Consider the following 14,513-nt stretch of genomic DNA (forward strand, 5'->3'; position numbering starts at 1 on the left):
GAGAGGGGGCTCAGAGCGCTTTAGCCAGCAGTCCCCCCGCATGTGTTGCTTTATCGATGAGGTCCTGATGCTTTGCGATAATACCGCGATCGAAGAGGTGCAGAACCGGAAGTTCGGCCACGATTTCATAACCGAGGGCCTCCAGAGGGAGGCGCATGGCATCCATGGTAAAGCCCATGTCTTTCTCTTCGGATTGTTCCGCGATGGCGCCAATGACAGCCTTTCGTCCTTGCCCGGCTAGCCTGCTGGACCATGCACGAGGTCTGGTGTTTTCGAAATCATAGAAGCAGTACAATCTGTCTATGAACGATTTCATCCAGGCGGAGACATTGTAGTTGTGTACGGGGGAAATGAGTACGAGGCCCTTTGATTCCTGAAGGTGAGGGTACAGAAGGGTCATTCCGTCCTGGAATCGGGTACAAATCTTGTCTTTGCGGCATTTTTCGCATCCCACGCAGGGCTCGTATTTATAGTCGCGCAAATGCACTTCGTGGGCAGAGGCGCCAGCCTCCCTCGCACCTGCGATGACTGCCTGGAGCATGGTGTGGGAATTGCCGCCCTTTCGGGGGCTGCTTTCTATGGCGGTGATCATGTGGGCCTCGTTGACCGTAGGGTCTCTGATTTGGAACTATGCAATACCTCAAAGGTCTTTGGTTGCGGCCCTGATGTCAAGGATGGTCGGCGACTTGCTGCCGCCAGCCATTCTTGTATCTCTTATTTTCTTGTATTTGAAGAAAGAAGAGGGGAGTCCCTGCGCAGGACTCCCCGTGTGGTGGTTGCAGTGATAGGGCGAGGTTGAGGCCTAGCTCTGTTCGCGGTGTACAGGGAAGCCGCCGAAGGACTGGGCCGTGGGCATGACCTCGATGCGGTTGACATTGACGTGAGCCGGAGCCGTGGCCACATAGTGCACAATGTCTGCGATGTCTTCGCCTGTCAGGGGTTTCATGCCGGAATAGACCTGAGCGGCCTTGTCCTTGTCGCCCTCGAAGCGGACGACGGAGAATTCGGTTTCCGCCATGCCGGGTTCGATGTTGGTTACGCGAACTCCGGTGCCATGCAGGTCGGCCCGCAGGTTCAGGGAGAACTGCTTTACAAAGGCCTTGGTCCCCCCGTAAACGTTGCCTCCAGGATAGGGCCAGTTGCCGGCGATGGAACCCAGGTTGACCACCAGTCCCTTGCTGCGCTCGACCATGCCGGGAAGGACTGCGCGGCTCATGGCTACCAGGCCTTTGATGTTGGTGTCGATCATGGTTTCCCAGAGATCCAGATCACAACGCTGTGCAGGTTCCAGGCCCAGCGCCAGGCCCGCATTGTTGACCAGGACGTCAATATTCTTGAAGTCTTCAGGCAAGGCGGCCACGAAGTCACTGATGGCTTTGGAATCGCGAATATCGAAGGTTGCAGTATGAACCTGAGCAGGCGATAACTCGGCTGCGAGCGCATTCAGGCGCTGGGTGCGTCGTCCGGTGATGATGAGCTTCCAGCCCTCGGCGGCGAAGCGCCTGGCCATGGCCTCGCCGAATCCCGATGTGGCGCCAGTGATGAGAATTGTTTGCGACATGATTATCTCCTTAATGATCCCTTTGGATTGGTCATTGCCGATTGTTGCTGATAAGCTTTGGAGAGTAAACTCCAGAGATTGTCGCCATGACAAATGGGTGCATTGCCTAAGGGCCTTTGCGTGAAGTGCTGGTCTGGTTCTTCTTTTGTTTGGGTGTTGTTGTAATTATCTAAAATGATGAGTTTTTTGTGCTGAATATTCTGTCAATCAAGTCCAAACTCATTCTTGCATTGTCCGTGATTATGCTTGTGGCCGTCACTGCGATTAGCGTCGCCAACTACAAGGTCTCACGGGAGTCCATCAGGCAGGAGCTGTTGACCTCCGGCCTGCCACTTACACGTGACAATATCTACTCCGAATTGCATCGAGAACTGATGCGACCCATTTTTTTGTCGTCCCTCATGTCGCGCGATACCTTTCTCCGGGACTGGGTGCTGAACGGAGAAAAGGATATTGATAAGATTCAAAAGTATCTACTCGAAATAAATGATAAATATGGCTTTATCACCTCTTTCTTCGTCTCTGATCAAACGCGTAAGTATTACCATCAGAGTGGTGTGCTGAAACGGATATCACGTATGAACCTGCACGATGTCTGGTACTACGAGTTCGTGGCGCGTGGCGTGGAGTACGATTTGGACGTGGATACCAATGAGGGTTCAGGTGGTGAGTTGACCCTTTTCATCAACTACCGGGTCGAGGGGTACGATGGAACCTTGATGGGAGTCGCCGGAGTTGGCCTGAAACTGGATTGGGTCGCGGGAATCCTGCATTCCTTCCGTGAGAAATATGGCCGTCGAGTCTATCTGGTAGATCCATTCGGCAAGATTCAGGTTCACTCGGACCAGTCATTGATCAACCGCAGCTCCATCCACGACATGGAGGGGATTGGCAAGATTGCCACAGCCATTCTCGATACGCGGGATGATCCGACATCCTTTGAATACGATACCCAGGGGCGTCATCTTCTGCTCTCTGTTCGATATATCCCCGAATTTGACTGGTACCTGCTGGTTGAACAGGACGAACTGGATGCTCTGGGTGCAGCTCGTATGAACTTCATGCGTACTCTGATCGTGGGATGCGTTGCCTGGCTGGTGATCATCGTTACTACCGCCCTGGCGGTGAATCATTATCAGAATCGTCTTGAACGCATGGCCGTGACTGACCCTTTGACCGGAGCCGCGAATCGGCGTGAGCTTGAGACCCGATTTGAAAGGGCTGTCTCCAGATACCAACGGGGAGGCGGAACTTTTTCGGTCGTCGTGATGGACCTGGACGGTTTCAAGAATGTGAATGATCGATTGGGGCATCTGATGGGGGACAAGGTTCTGGCCGGAGTTACTCACGGAGTGCGAGGCATGTTGCGGCCCGACGATTTGTTGGCCCGATGGGGAGGCGATGAGTTCGTGGTTCTGGCCCGGGGGGGCTTGGGTGAAGTCGCCGCATTGGCCGAACGCATCCGGCTGAGCGTCTCCGGACTCTCGTTTGGTGATGACGATGAAGAGAGTGGCATGCCTGTGACTGTGAGTTGCGGTGTTACCGAATATCGCGAGGGAGATAGCCTTGATTCACTGACCGCCAGAGCCGATGCAGCGGTCTACCGGGCCAAGGCCTCCGGCAGGGATCAGGTGGCTTTGGCCCAAACTTAGTTCTTAAGTGCGCGGGCTCTGATGTAGCCCGCATAGGCCAGGCAGACGGCGGCCATGATCGTCAACGCCAGGCCGATGTTTTTGTAAGGAGTGGACGGCTCTGGCATGACGACTGCCAGGGCCGTTTTCCGTTCAGGGATGTTCGTTGCTGCAACCAGCCAGCCGTTATTCAGCCGTTTTGCGAGGGGGAGTGGCTCGCGGCAGGCTTCTCCCAGGCGAAGTGTCAGTCCCGGGTTCGGGATCATGCCTGCAAGCGATATGGCAGGTCCCTGTGCCCCCACAAGCACCCACCCGGCTGCTTCAGTCGAACTTATGAGCGTGCTTAGTGCTGTGGCGTCCACTTCACCGCGGAGGTGCCAGCCGCGCCCTTCTTCCGTCAGTCGGCGGGAAAACAGGATCCGTGGCGTGCCGTCCGGAGCTGGATATATCCCGCCTGCGAAGCGGTCGGGCCCGGTTGCATCCTTGAACCAAAGGAAATTGCCATGCATGGAGCCTGTGCTTGTACCTCCCCATAGGGTGCGGCCTGTGTCGTTTACTACCGACAGGTCAATGTACAAGGGGGCCTTGGATTGCAGCTCTGTGGTCAAGTGCATGGCCGAGGCAGGGGCCAGTGCCTGTTCCAGAGTAACGTCTGCGGCAAAGGTGCGAAATATGGCTTCCTGAGTGTCCAGCCAGTGGGCGCTTTTGATCGCCTGCATTGAAACGGTTTCGGCCATCAACTCCAGGGCACGCTCCTGATCCATGTTGTGAATACGATGGAAGGCGATCGCACAAATGGCCAGGGCGGCAGAAAGGATGATCAGCGAGAGGGCGATGCGCTTGGCAAGTCTTTGGCTAGTCTGTCTCATGCTGGGCGGATTCCTTGCTTGCTTGGGCAGGACATGTGTTGAACCGGAGGCAACCTACGGTTGGATGTCTCGTAAACGGTGTTTTGTTTCTGCTTTAATGGTTCGAGGAGATTGGCAAGAAAAAGGCCTCCGCGTCAATGCAGAGGCCTGGTAAATGCTGTGGGGGGCAACAGGTTAGTCGCCAGTGATGTCAGTGAATATATTCATGCTGATGCGGCCGATGCTGGGTTTGTACTCGCCGGACTCGATTTGCGAACGTAATTGCTCGATGAGTTCCGCCCTGTCCCGTTGGCGTTCTTCCTCGGTGTAGGTGGGCTCATCGTGCTCGCCCAATCCGAGGCTGATGAGTTCCATATTTTCGTGCCGCTGTTTCATACACACTTTAATCGGCACTGGGCGGAGGAAGTTTAGACGGCGTTTTTGGCCTGAGGCAAAAGCTGTTTTGCCTGAGAGAAGAGGTGTGAGCTGGGCATATATCGCCTAGGGGGTTCGGAGGGCGTATGGGCAACACCTTGTGATTGTTTGGCTATTGATAATGCTCGTGACAGTGGGAAAACGTTGGAATTATCAGGATAATTATGTTGGCTCGTGATGACAAAAACTGTTTGCTCAGGGGGGGGCGGCGGGAGTGGTTAGCCTCTTTCGTGTTACTGCTTGCCTGTTGCAGCGAAGCAGTCCGGGCAGAGTCTACGGGCAACGGCGGTATCCGCTTGGGCCTGTGCTTTTGCACCAATGGCGAGCCATGCTTTTGCGCGGGCCAGAAAGGCTGTTGCCCTGCCGGGGGCTATCTCGATGCTGCGACGGAAATCTGCCAAGGCTTGGTGTGGTTTTTCCAACTTGAGCCAGAGCTCTCCGCGTTTTTCATAGGCGGCAGCCATGTCTACAGGGTCAAGGTCTCCCGTATTGATAGCCTTGGAGTACGCCTGTACAGCTTCGTCCCACTGATTGTTCGAGGCGGCTTGATCGCCTTGTTTCACCAATTGCGCAGGGTTTTCATGGATAAACATCTGTGGATACAGAAAGGCCTCGGCCCGGACTGGCGTCATCGCTGCCAAGGTCAGCAGAGTGAAGAGCAGTGTCGACAGTACTCGCATGAGCGGGGTGTACATCGCGTTGACCGATCTGTCGAGGCAGGACGTGGTCTCCTGTCGGGTGCATAACCTTTGGTTTGGCTGGTGACGGTCTGTTGACCTGTATTCTGTGAGGGAAAGAGGTGTGCGATCTGCAATGTCGCTGTCTCTGCAGATTATGTATGCAGAAAAATGGATGCTGCTGTTGATCCTGCCGTCGGTGCATTCTCTTGAGTTTTTTGTGAAATGTTCTTGCGCTCTTTTTTTGAGCATAGTACAGGAAAACAAAAGTTCCACTGGGACAGATGGTTAAAGTGATATTTCACGGGTGCTGAAACTGAACATGGCCGGAGCCGCTCAACCCGTAGAGCAAGGCTCGTCGTAGAAGTGGGGTGATTGCACTTCGGTGCAAGAAGGAGGCATACAGGAGTGATTTAACGTTTAGGAGGTGAGGTATGGCTAACGGCGAAGACAGAACCCCGGTCTTGCAGAACGAGGACTGGTGGTCTTGTTTCATCGGCTGGTTGTTTATCGCGCTGGCAACGTTCCATTTGTTGCCGGCTGCACCTAAAATTGGCACCTGGACTGAACTGTCTCAAATCTTCCCAAAGGGTTGGAGTACCCTGACGACGACTGCCTTATTCTTCCTTGTCTCTCTCGTCTCTACCTACATTGCTGGTATCTATCTGAAATTCGATCTCAAGAAATATATCCCTGGATTCCTTGGTATCTTCCTGCTGAGTTTCATCTCAATGGTCATTGCCAAGCAGCAGTTTATCAACGAATGGGGCATATCCTACGTCCTGTTTGCGTTGGTTTTCGGGCTGGTTATCAGCAACTTGTTTAAAGTTCCTGACTTTCTCAAGGCCGCAGGACAGACGGAGTTTTTCGTCAAGATCGGCCTGGTCTGCATGGGTGCGACCATCATGTTCTCGGTTGTGCTCAAGGCCGGTCTGGTTGGCGTTGTCCAAGCTGTTCTGGTTGCGACCACTGTCTGGTTCATGACCTATCACATCTGCCGTTGGTTCAAGGTCTCCGAACGGTTCTCGGCGATCATCGCCTCGGCCAATGCCATCTGTGGTGTTTCCGCAACCATCGCGGCTGGCGGTGCCATTCAGGGTAATCCCAAGGAAATCAGCTATATGGTTGCCTGGGTTTTGGTCTGTGCTGTGGTGCTTATTCTGGTCATGCCGCCCATGGCGGTGTGGATGGGGCTACCCAACAACATGGCGGGTGCCTGGCTTGGTGGCGTTATCGACAACACCGGTGCGGTTATCGCAGCGGGTGAGGTTGTCGGTGGCAAGGCAGCTGTTGATGCTGCGGCCATGGTCAAGATGGCTCAGAACGTGCTGATCGGCTTTGCGGCCTTTGGCATGGCTCTGTGGGCAACGATGAAGCTGGAACGTGCAGAGGGAATGGAAGCACCCACGCTGATGGAAGTGTGGTACCGTTTCCCGAAGTTCGTGGTGGGCTTCATGGCTGCATCGTTGATCGTTTCCTTCCTGGTCGAGCCTGTCTATGGCAACAAGTTTGCCAAGGGTGTCGCCAAGGCGACCAAGAGCTATCGTAGCTGGTTCTTCACTTTCTGCTTTGTTTCCATTGGTTTGGAAACCGACTTCAAGGAGTTGGTCTCCGTTGGAGGTGGTCGCCCGGCCATTGCCTATTGGATTTCACAAGCACTGAATGCGGTCTGGACCTTGTTTATTGTCTGGATTTTATGGTCTGGAACCTTCTTCGTACCGCCGATTTTACCCGACTAGGCGTGCGAAGCTGATATGCCTCTATGCGGGAGGCGCTTTTGGCGCCTCCCGCCTCCCAAGGGTACTCCTTGGGCCATTCTTCTGGTTTCGAGCCCCGTCGGTCGGGCTTCCCGGCCCCGGGGGCAACCTTAGCCCGAACCGGAGACCATGCAGTCAGCTGATCTGATTATCGAAGCGGAAAAGGCCCTGGCCCGTGAATCGGCACTTGCCGTGTTGGTCAAACGTCCACCCGCGTGGTGGCGTTCGGTCGTTCCCGGGATGTTTCTGTTCGACTTTCTGGAACGCCTTGTAGACACCCGCAAGCATACCTCTCGTTGCATGGCTATACGCAAGCCTGCCCTTGACGCTGCTCTGGCTCTTGTTGAGGGCCATCCCCGGGAGGAGGTTCTTTCCGATCTGGAGAAGGGCGTGGCCGGAACACTGGCCTCGCTCTGGCCCGTATCGCAGCCCCTGCAGGAGGAGTGCGCCAAGCTGGCGGGACTGCTGGCTGACCACTATGTCAGGATTCTGGGCGTGAACGGCGTCGGCTATCTGGAATTGGTGGGCAAGGCCTATCATGAGCGCGGTGCGTATATGGCTTTTTTGTCCCTTTTGGATGAGGCCGAACGGCGTGCGGAACAGACTCTGGTTGATGAAATTCCTCTGCGCAAAAGTGACAGGGCCAAACTTGAGGCCCACTGCCAGGAGCGTGCGGCCAGACGAAGACGTGAGTGTGAGGTTGTTTTTCCCTGACCTGGACGCATGAAACTGAATTCTCCAATCATCGCAACAATTCGCGAGGAGCCTGATGTCCAAGATTGTGAATCGGAAGTACGCCGCCATTCGCAGGCGGGAGAGGGGCATTGCACAGACTATCGCTGGTGGTTTGATCGGGGCCAAAAAGGTGTCTGTATGGGACGTTCTGATCCCCATTGTTTTTATTTTTCGCTTCGCTGCCATTCAGAAGAAACGGGAATTGTTTGTGGGTAATTTTTTGTATACCAAGCTATTAGCCCTTGACGGGGCGCGAAAAATAATGCGCAACAACGCCGTTCGCAAAGAGGTCCTTGGCGGGATCGACGAGATGACGAAACAGACGTTGGTCGCACATACCGCCGGGGTTTACTGCGAATCCATAAGGGCCTGCCAGATGAAGGAAGTCAGGCTGCTTCTGGATCATTTCGTCAGTCTTTTCAAGGCCGACGGGCTGGCCTATCCCGAACTGGTCACGTCTGCGTATGGCAAGCGAGGCCGGTACGAGGCCTTTTTGAAACAACTCGAAATGATTGAGGATGAGGTCTATCAGGCGTCGTGCGAGATGCTGGGAGATGCAGCGGATACCGGTTTCATCGACAAGGTTCGCGCATCCACCATCCGCATCCGCGCCCATGAGGCCGGAATGATATTCTGGGACCACTAGAGTCCCGCAGGGTCTGATGACCCGTCAATGAGGAGGCTTTTTCATGCTGTTGCATTGGGTGCTGTGCGGCGTTGGTTTCGCTCTTTTGTATTACGGGGCGGAATGGCTGGTCAAAGGCTCGTCGAGCCTGGCTCGAAGCTTCAATATTACGCCCGTGGTCATCGGTCTGACGGTGGTTGCCTTTGGTACATCCGCGCCCGAGCTTGTGGTCAGCCTCGTGGCTTCGTTCGACGGCAAATCCATGATCGCCGTGGGCAATGTGGTTGGCTCCAATATCTGCAATATCGCTCTTGTGCTGGGCCTTGCCTCCATGTTCAACCCCATCGTCTGCAACCCATCGGTGGTTAGGCGCGATATTCCCATCATGCTGGGAATATCGCTGATCCTGTTGTTTCTTACCATGGACGACGTGCTTTCACGCCTTGAAGGCTTTGCCTTGTTTACGGGCATCATCGCCTATACCTTGTTCAACTATTGGTCAGCCAAGCGCCAGGCATCTCTGGGTGACAGTTCTGCCATGAATGGCATAGCCGGGGAACTGGACGAGATCGGTTACATCGACTCGCGACCCAAGATGATCGCCTTTGTGCTGGTGGGGATCGCGGGCGTGGTCGGCGGCGCTCAGTTGGTGGTGGATTCCGCCACGGCCATCATGCAGGCCTTGGGTGTGTCCGAGAAGTTCATCGGCCTGACCATCGTGGCCTTCGGAACTTCGTTGCCTGAATTGGCCACCAGTGTCGTGGCCGCTATCCGCAAGGAGATGGATATCTCCATCGGCAACCTTGTGGGCAGCAACGTGTTCAATATCATGAGCGTGCTGGGTGCTGCATCGCTGGTGAAGCCCATCGGGATTCCTGGCGGGTTCTTTGCCTCGGGCCTGTATATCGACTACCTGGTGATGATGTTTACCAGTTTCCTGCCGTGGATCATGATGCGCAAGGATTACACCGTGGGGCGCAAGGAAGGTTCATTGCTGCTGCTGATCTATTTTGGCTATCTCTTCTATCTGATCGCAAAGACTCTCTATTCCTGATCGGAGGGCTCAAGCCATGGCGGAACGGAATCCGGAAAGCGAGAACAACGGCTGGCGCGGCTTGTGGCCGCGCTTCCGGGATCGCGTTTTGGAACCGTTCCGGGCAGGGGGAGGAGCGCCAGAACCTGCGCGCCATTGGCGTCTGCTACAGGTGGAAGTTGCGCTGGCCTGCAACCTGCGTTGTGTGATGTGCCCCTGGGTGGACATCCGCAAGGCAGCGGGCGAGGCCAAGGCCCTGATGCGGCCTGAGGCCTGGGCCTGCATCCGCGAGGCTCTGCCTCAAATCGAATCCGTGGACTTCACCGGCGGTGGCGAGACCCTGCTGCAGCCTCATCTCGAGCAGTGGGTTGCCGACGCCAGCCGAGTCGGTTGTGATACCGGGTTTCTGACCAACGGCCTGATTCTGAAGGAGGATCGTCTGCGGGCGCTTCTGGATGCAGGATTGACCTGGCTCGGAGTGTCCATGGACGGTGCAACGGCAGAAATCTACGAGGGCATCCGCCGGGGTTCCAATTTCGAGCGTGTCTGCGCCAATCTGGCCCGTGTGGCGCAATTACGCACTGCGGGCGCTCCCAAGACATTGATTCAGTTTGTGGTGATGCACTCCAACGCGCATCAATGTGCGCCGCTGGTGCGTCTGGCTGCGGAACTGGGAGTGGACGAAGTCGCCTTCAAGCAATGCGACGTCATTCGTGGTGAGCATGGCAAAGGGCTGGGTGTATTTTCAACTGAAGGTGGCGAGGTCGTGGACGTTGAGCAGTCCCTGGCCGAGGCCCGGCGCGAAGGGAAGAGATTGGGGGTGGAAACCTATGAGTTCTCCCTGACTCCCACGGAGCTTCCGGTCTGTGAACAGGACCCGCGCACCTCCCTGTTCGTGCGTCACGATGGGCATGTCTCCCCCTGTATCAATATGGCCTATGGCGGCCCTACGACATTCCTGGGTCAGGACGCTGTGATGCCCTCTGTGCATTATGGCCGTCTGCCTGAGGATTCCCTGAGTGAGGTCTGGGAGACGGAAACCTGCCTGTATTTCAGAAACTCGTTCCGGTCGCGCGTGGAGGCCTACGAGCGCGCAGTACTCGATTCCATGGCCGGAGGCGTGCCCATGGATCGACACAAAGTGCTCCGGGCCGGGCGCGAGGCCATGCCTGCTCCTGCTGAGGCCTGCCGGGTCTGCCATTATTTGTATGGAATCTAGCTGAAGACAGCATGGGAAAAGCCCCGTCTCCTGAAAAGGGAGACGGGGCTTTTGTCTATTCTGGGATTTATGTCCGTGATTAGAGAATCTCTCTGACGACCTCACTGAAGAAGCCGAGAACCACGGGCAGAATATCGTCATTATAGTCGAATCTGCTGTTATGCAGTGGTGCAGAATCCTTGCCGTTTCCAATCCAGACGTAGCAGCCCTTGGTGTGCTCCATGAAGAACGCAAAGTCCTCAGCGGCCATGGATGACTCCATGTCCGTAATGACATTCGCGTCTCCGACGGCCCTGCGGGCCGCGTTGATTGCGAGGTCTGGTTCGGAGTTGACCAACACGGGATGCTTGCGGTCGTATTCCAGTTCGGCCTCGACGCCGTACATGGTGGAAACGCCGGAAACGATGTTCCTGACATTGTCTTCGATCAGGTCCTGCACGGCGACGTTGTTCGTGCGCACATTGCCCTGAATCATGACGGAGTCGGGGATGCCGTTGCGCAGGGTGCCGCCATGCACCTGGGTGATGCTGACGACTCCGCGCTCGTGGGAAGGGATTTTCCTGACGACGATGGACTGCAGGCCCTTGATGATGTCCGCCACGGCCGCAAAGGGCTCGTTGCAGACGTGGGGCATGGAGGCGTGGCCGCTCTTGCCGGTGATCTGGATATCGATCCGATCCTCGGAGGACATGCAGGCGCCCTTGTGGACGACGATTTTGCCTGTCTCGACTCCCGGTATCGTATGGTAGCCGAAGATGTGATCCACCTTGTACTTCGTAAAGAAGGCATCTTCGATGACCCGCAGAGCGCCTTCGTAGCCCTCTTCTCCGGACTGGAAGAGGAGTAGTACGGTGCCGTTGAACTCCATATTCTGAAGCAGCGCGGCAAAGGCCAGCAACGACGTGCAATGTCCGTCATGCCCGCAGGCGTGCATGCGCCCCTCGACTCGCGACTTGTGAGCGAAATCGTTCACTTCACTCATCTCAAGTCCGTCCATGTCCACACGAAAGGCAACGGTCGCGTCGCCCGTTCCCTTGTTTATTTTGGCAACAAGGGAATTGACGCCGATATCCTCGTGCTGGATTCCGTATTCACCGAGCTTGCTTTTCACGAGGGAAACAGTCTCGATGGTTTCCAGCCCGATTTCGGGATGTTGATGAAGTTTCCGGCGCAAAGCCGAGTATTCCGCCACCAGGGCGGAGAGTTCCTTGTCTGCCGTCATCCTAGATGTCTCCCATGTACTTCAGTACGCCTTGGGCAATGGCTGCGGAAGCCACGTACGTCGAGATCATGACGAAGATGCTCACGACCACGATGCGCCATCCGCTCTGTTTGAAGGTTGCCAGGTCCTTGCCGATGGCGATGCCCGCATAGGCCAGGATCGGGGTGGTCAGGGCCAGGAAGCTGACCTTGGAAACGTAGGCGTTCACGGCAGGGGCAAACGGGAAGGTGGGCAGGGTAATGATGACGCCGTAGGTGATGACGAACAGCACGGACGGAATCTTCTTGAAGACGAACATATTGGTCGCAACACCGGCAATACAGAGCAGCAGCAGGATGCCCATGCCAGGCAGGGACTCAATGATGCCGTTGTTGAATCCCACGGCATTGCCGATGAGAGTGATCACGCTGACGATGATGAGCACGATGCAGGACTCGATGAGAGAACGGTTGGCAGTCATTATGCTTCCACCTCGCTGGTCTTGTACTTGAGTTTGTAGAGATAGGCGTAGAGTTTGTTCGAGATGGGCAGAGCCAGGATCAGGGACATGTACACACCGTCAAGCCCGGACAGCGTGTTGCTGGCAACACCAAAGGCCTGGATGTTTTCAGCCATTTCTGGATAGCAGGCACTCAGGCTGCCGATGGAAGCGGTCATCATGCTTGCGCTGCCAACGCCGGAGGCCATGGCCAGGGCGTAGGGATGGAAGATGTTGAAGGCGGCAAGGAAGGAGGCCAGCAGTCCGAAGAAGATCGTCCCGAACACGGTTCCGCAAATGTATACGCCCATGACGCCACGGCCTTCGGCCGAGTCCAGGCCGTAGATATCGCCAATGAGTGCGACGTTGGGCTCGCGGGCGATGGAGTGTGCAGCGCCGACGGCTTCGCGCTTGAGGCCGAGGTAGATGGCAATGGGGATTCCGATAAAGAGGGTGGCGATATTTCCGAATTCCTGAAGGACGAGTGCGGGGCCAGCCTTGAGAATCTCATAAAATTTGGGGCCCACAAGGGTGCCGTATCTGGCCATGAGCAGGAGCAGGGTGAGTCCGACCAGCGTGCTTGCCTGGATCATTTCCTTTTCCTTGAAAATCTTCGTGAATTTGGGGCCGGTGAAAATGCCCATGAACATCGCGTAGAGCATGGGCAGAAGGACCAGCTTGCCAGGCCCCACCTTGAACGCGACAATTCCGATAAGCTCCGAAACCACAACCAGTCCCAAAACGACCAGGTGCAGCTTCACGTTTTTGACAGCATCACTCATAAATTCCTCCTGTTGTAGCAGCCCATGAACTGCGATGGTGAAAGCGCCTTCGCCCGTGCGAAGTTGATCCCTCTTCCTGCTGATCCCTTCTGCTGCAAGTGAACCTTGCGTTGGAAGGGGTGCTCAAGATTGTTTCGGTCATGTCATTAATGTGTCCGAAATTGCGCCTAAACTATTTGAAATCGGGGAGCCATTACCCCTTATGGCCTATATTAAAATCCTGACGACTCTCTTGGGTCTGCCCACGTGGCGTGCGGTCTCGACCCCATTCAGTTCGGCGTGCCCGCTGTCCAGTAGCTTTTTCAGGACGCGCCGGGCGCTTCGCTGTCCAATGCCCAGGCACGCTGCCAGATCGGATGCATCAAAGGTGTCCTTTTGGGTTTTGTTCATCAGTGCCTTGATCTTGTCGAGATAGCTGGGGCTGATACCCGTTTCCTTGGCCATCTCCAGAAGGCGTGCATCCACGACGTGTGTTTTGTACTCCAGCTCGTCAGTTTCTCCGATGGGGCCTCGCAGTTGCTTGCCCGTGACGATGTAGAAGCCGCCCTCGGGGAGCTGCATGGCGTTGTCCAGCGCCTTTCTGGCAGATTTCTCAGCTTCGAAGGCCGTGGCTCCGATGCCGATGCCCGATGCGAAAATGATGTTGCGCTTGCGCCCCCAGGCCAGCAGTCGCTTGAAATGCTCCTGGTGAGGTTGACCCTCGATGATGCCTCGCGTGGCGAAGATGACGTACTCCTCAGTACCGAAATTGAAGAGGCTACCCTGGATCGTGCGCACGTATTCGAGCAGCTCAAGATAGAAGATTCCACCGTTCTTCATGTCATCATACTGGTTGATGGAACTGCGGGTAATGGACTTGAGCTTGATGAGCTGGATGGCGATTCCGGCCGAGCGCAGGCTCTTGGTGTGGATCTTGTCCACAAGCAGGCTGACGGCATCGCGAATTTGCAGGGTGCTGGCGTAGAGCCTGAAAACAGGGAGGCCTTTTTGCTTCAGATTCTTGTAGATGTAGCCAAACCCGGTGGCGATGGCATCGGTCTGTCCTGTTTCGTAAAGGTCTTCGTGGCGCTGTTGATAGTCTTCTTCGCAGTGGTGCAGTGCGAAGGGCATAGAGTGGATATTCTCAAACTCCACGCCGAATTCCTTGACCACCTCCACCAGAATGTCATCGTTGACCACGTCAATGCTAACTTTGCTGGGTTTCAGCCCGCTGCGCTGGATGTCGGACAGGACACGTAATAGGCTGTAGGCTCCTCGCGGGATATGCTCGTAGGGCAGTGTCACTGTGCCACGGGCCTTGGCGGCTTCCTGCACGGCAATGCCGCTGAATAGGATTCCCTGGTTTTCGCGTTGGCACTCATCCAAAACTTCCCACGAATCGTCGGCGCGTTCACGGATGTAAGTGTTCAGGGTGATCTCAGGACAGCAGCGATCAATGACATCCTTAACGATGGCAATAGAGTCCGAAGGGCCAATGCATCCGATATTCATGGGGTCGCCGTGCTGTGAG

The 14,513-nt window shown here is 55.6% G+C and carries 15 protein-coding genes; 6 read left to right on the forward strand and 9 right to left on the reverse strand.

Annotation, left to right across the window (positions count from 1 at the left end):
• Window positions 1-10 precede the first annotated feature (10 nt).
• Together EL361_RS01055 and EL361_RS01060 are read right to left on the reverse strand one after the other, a co-directional pair.
• On the reverse strand, window positions 11-592 hold the full coding sequence (locus tag EL361_RS01055; RefSeq protein ID WP_126375733.1) for a flavodoxin family protein: 582 nt from the start codon (window positions 590-592) through the stop codon (window positions 11-13).
• A 210-nt stretch (window positions 593-802) separates the two neighbouring features.
• Window positions 803-1,561 carry an SDR family oxidoreductase gene (locus EL361_RS01060; RefSeq protein ID WP_126375734.1) on the reverse strand — a complete coding sequence of 253 codons (759 nt, stop codon included), beginning with the start codon at window positions 1,559-1,561 and terminating at the stop codon, window positions 803-805.
• 188 nt (window positions 1,562-1,749) lie between these two features.
• Between EL361_RS01060 and EL361_RS01065 the strand changes: the two genes are divergently transcribed.
• Entirely contained in the window at window positions 1,750-3,213 is a 1,464-nt protein-coding gene (locus EL361_RS01065) for a sensor domain-containing diguanylate cyclase (protein ID WP_232034844.1), read from the forward strand.
• On the opposite strand, the gene EL361_RS01070 is transcribed toward EL361_RS01065, so the two are convergent.
• From EL361_RS01070 to EL361_RS01080, 3 genes are all read right to left on the reverse strand, one after another.
• On the reverse strand, window positions 3,210-4,061 hold the full coding sequence (locus EL361_RS01070; RefSeq protein WP_126375735.1) for a hypothetical protein: 852 nt from the start codon (window positions 4,059-4,061) through the stop codon (window positions 3,210-3,212). The genes EL361_RS01065 and EL361_RS01070 overlap by 4 nt on opposite strands.
• A gap of 174 nt (window positions 4,062-4,235) precedes the next feature.
• A complete protein-coding gene (locus EL361_RS01075; RefSeq protein WP_172961579.1) occupies window positions 4,236-4,415 on the reverse strand; it encodes a flagellar biosynthesis anti-sigma factor FlgM in 180 nt (59 codons plus the stop codon).
• A 293-nt stretch (window positions 4,416-4,708) separates the two neighbouring features.
• Complete coding sequence (locus tag EL361_RS01080) at window positions 4,709-5,170, reverse strand: hypothetical protein (RefSeq protein WP_126375737.1); 462 nt, start codon at window positions 5,168-5,170, stop codon at window positions 4,709-4,711.
• Between the two features lie 416 nt (window positions 5,171-5,586).
• Here EL361_RS01080 and EL361_RS01085 point away from each other — a divergent pair, with 416 nt between their 5' ends.
• From EL361_RS01085 to EL361_RS01105, 5 genes are all read left to right on the forward strand, one after another.
• A complete protein-coding gene (locus EL361_RS01085; protein ID WP_126375738.1) occupies window positions 5,587-6,891 on the forward strand; it encodes a YeiH family protein in 1,305 nt (434 codons plus the stop codon).
• A 147-nt stretch (window positions 6,892-7,038) separates the two neighbouring features.
• Entirely contained in the window at window positions 7,039-7,623 is a 585-nt protein-coding gene (locus EL361_RS01090; RefSeq protein WP_126375739.1) for an NF038143 family protein, read from the forward strand.
• Window positions 7,624-7,678: 55 nt separating this feature from the next.
• On the forward strand, window positions 7,679-8,290 hold the full coding sequence (locus EL361_RS01095) for an NF038143 family protein (protein ID WP_126375740.1): 612 nt from the start codon (window positions 7,679-7,681) through the stop codon (window positions 8,288-8,290).
• 43 nt (window positions 8,291-8,333) lie between these two features.
• Window positions 8,334-9,323 (forward strand): calcium/sodium antiporter, encoded by a 990-nt coding sequence (locus tag EL361_RS01100; RefSeq protein WP_126375741.1) that lies wholly within the window; start codon window positions 8,334-8,336, stop codon window positions 9,321-9,323.
• A 16-nt stretch (window positions 9,324-9,339) separates the two neighbouring features.
• Complete coding sequence (locus EL361_RS01105) at window positions 9,340-10,521, forward strand: radical SAM protein (protein WP_126375742.1); 1,182 nt, start codon at window positions 9,340-9,342, stop codon at window positions 10,519-10,521.
• 79 nt (window positions 10,522-10,600) lie between these two features.
• On the opposite strand, the gene EL361_RS01110 is transcribed toward EL361_RS01105, so the two are convergent.
• From EL361_RS01110 to EL361_RS01125, 4 genes are all read right to left on the reverse strand, one after another.
• The gene (locus tag EL361_RS01110; protein WP_126375743.1) at window positions 10,601-11,743 is read right to left on the reverse strand and encodes an amidohydrolase; all 1,143 of its coding nucleotides are present in this window, start codon (window positions 11,741-11,743) and stop codon (window positions 10,601-10,603) included.
• Between the two features lies 1 nt (window position 11,744).
• Complete coding sequence (locus EL361_RS01115; protein WP_126375744.1) at window positions 11,745-12,203, reverse strand: hypothetical protein; 459 nt, start codon at window positions 12,201-12,203, stop codon at window positions 11,745-11,747.
• Window positions 12,203-13,003 carry a DUF3100 domain-containing protein gene (locus EL361_RS01120; RefSeq protein ID WP_126375745.1) on the reverse strand — a complete coding sequence of 267 codons (801 nt, stop codon included), beginning with the start codon at window positions 13,001-13,003 and terminating at the stop codon, window positions 12,203-12,205. The genes EL361_RS01115 and EL361_RS01120 overlap by 1 nt, the downstream gene beginning before the upstream one ends.
• 207 nt (window positions 13,004-13,210) lie before the next feature.
• Entirely contained in the window at window positions 13,211-14,494 is a 1,284-nt protein-coding gene (locus tag EL361_RS01125; protein ID WP_126375746.1) for a hypothetical protein, read from the reverse strand.
• Window positions 14,495-14,513 lie beyond the last annotated feature (19 nt).

The organism is Desulfovibrio ferrophilus, from assembly GCF_003966735.1.
Taxonomy (GTDB): Bacteria; Desulfobacterota; Desulfovibrionia; order Desulfovibrionales; family Desulfovibrionaceae; genus Desulfovibrio_Q; species Desulfovibrio_Q ferrophilus.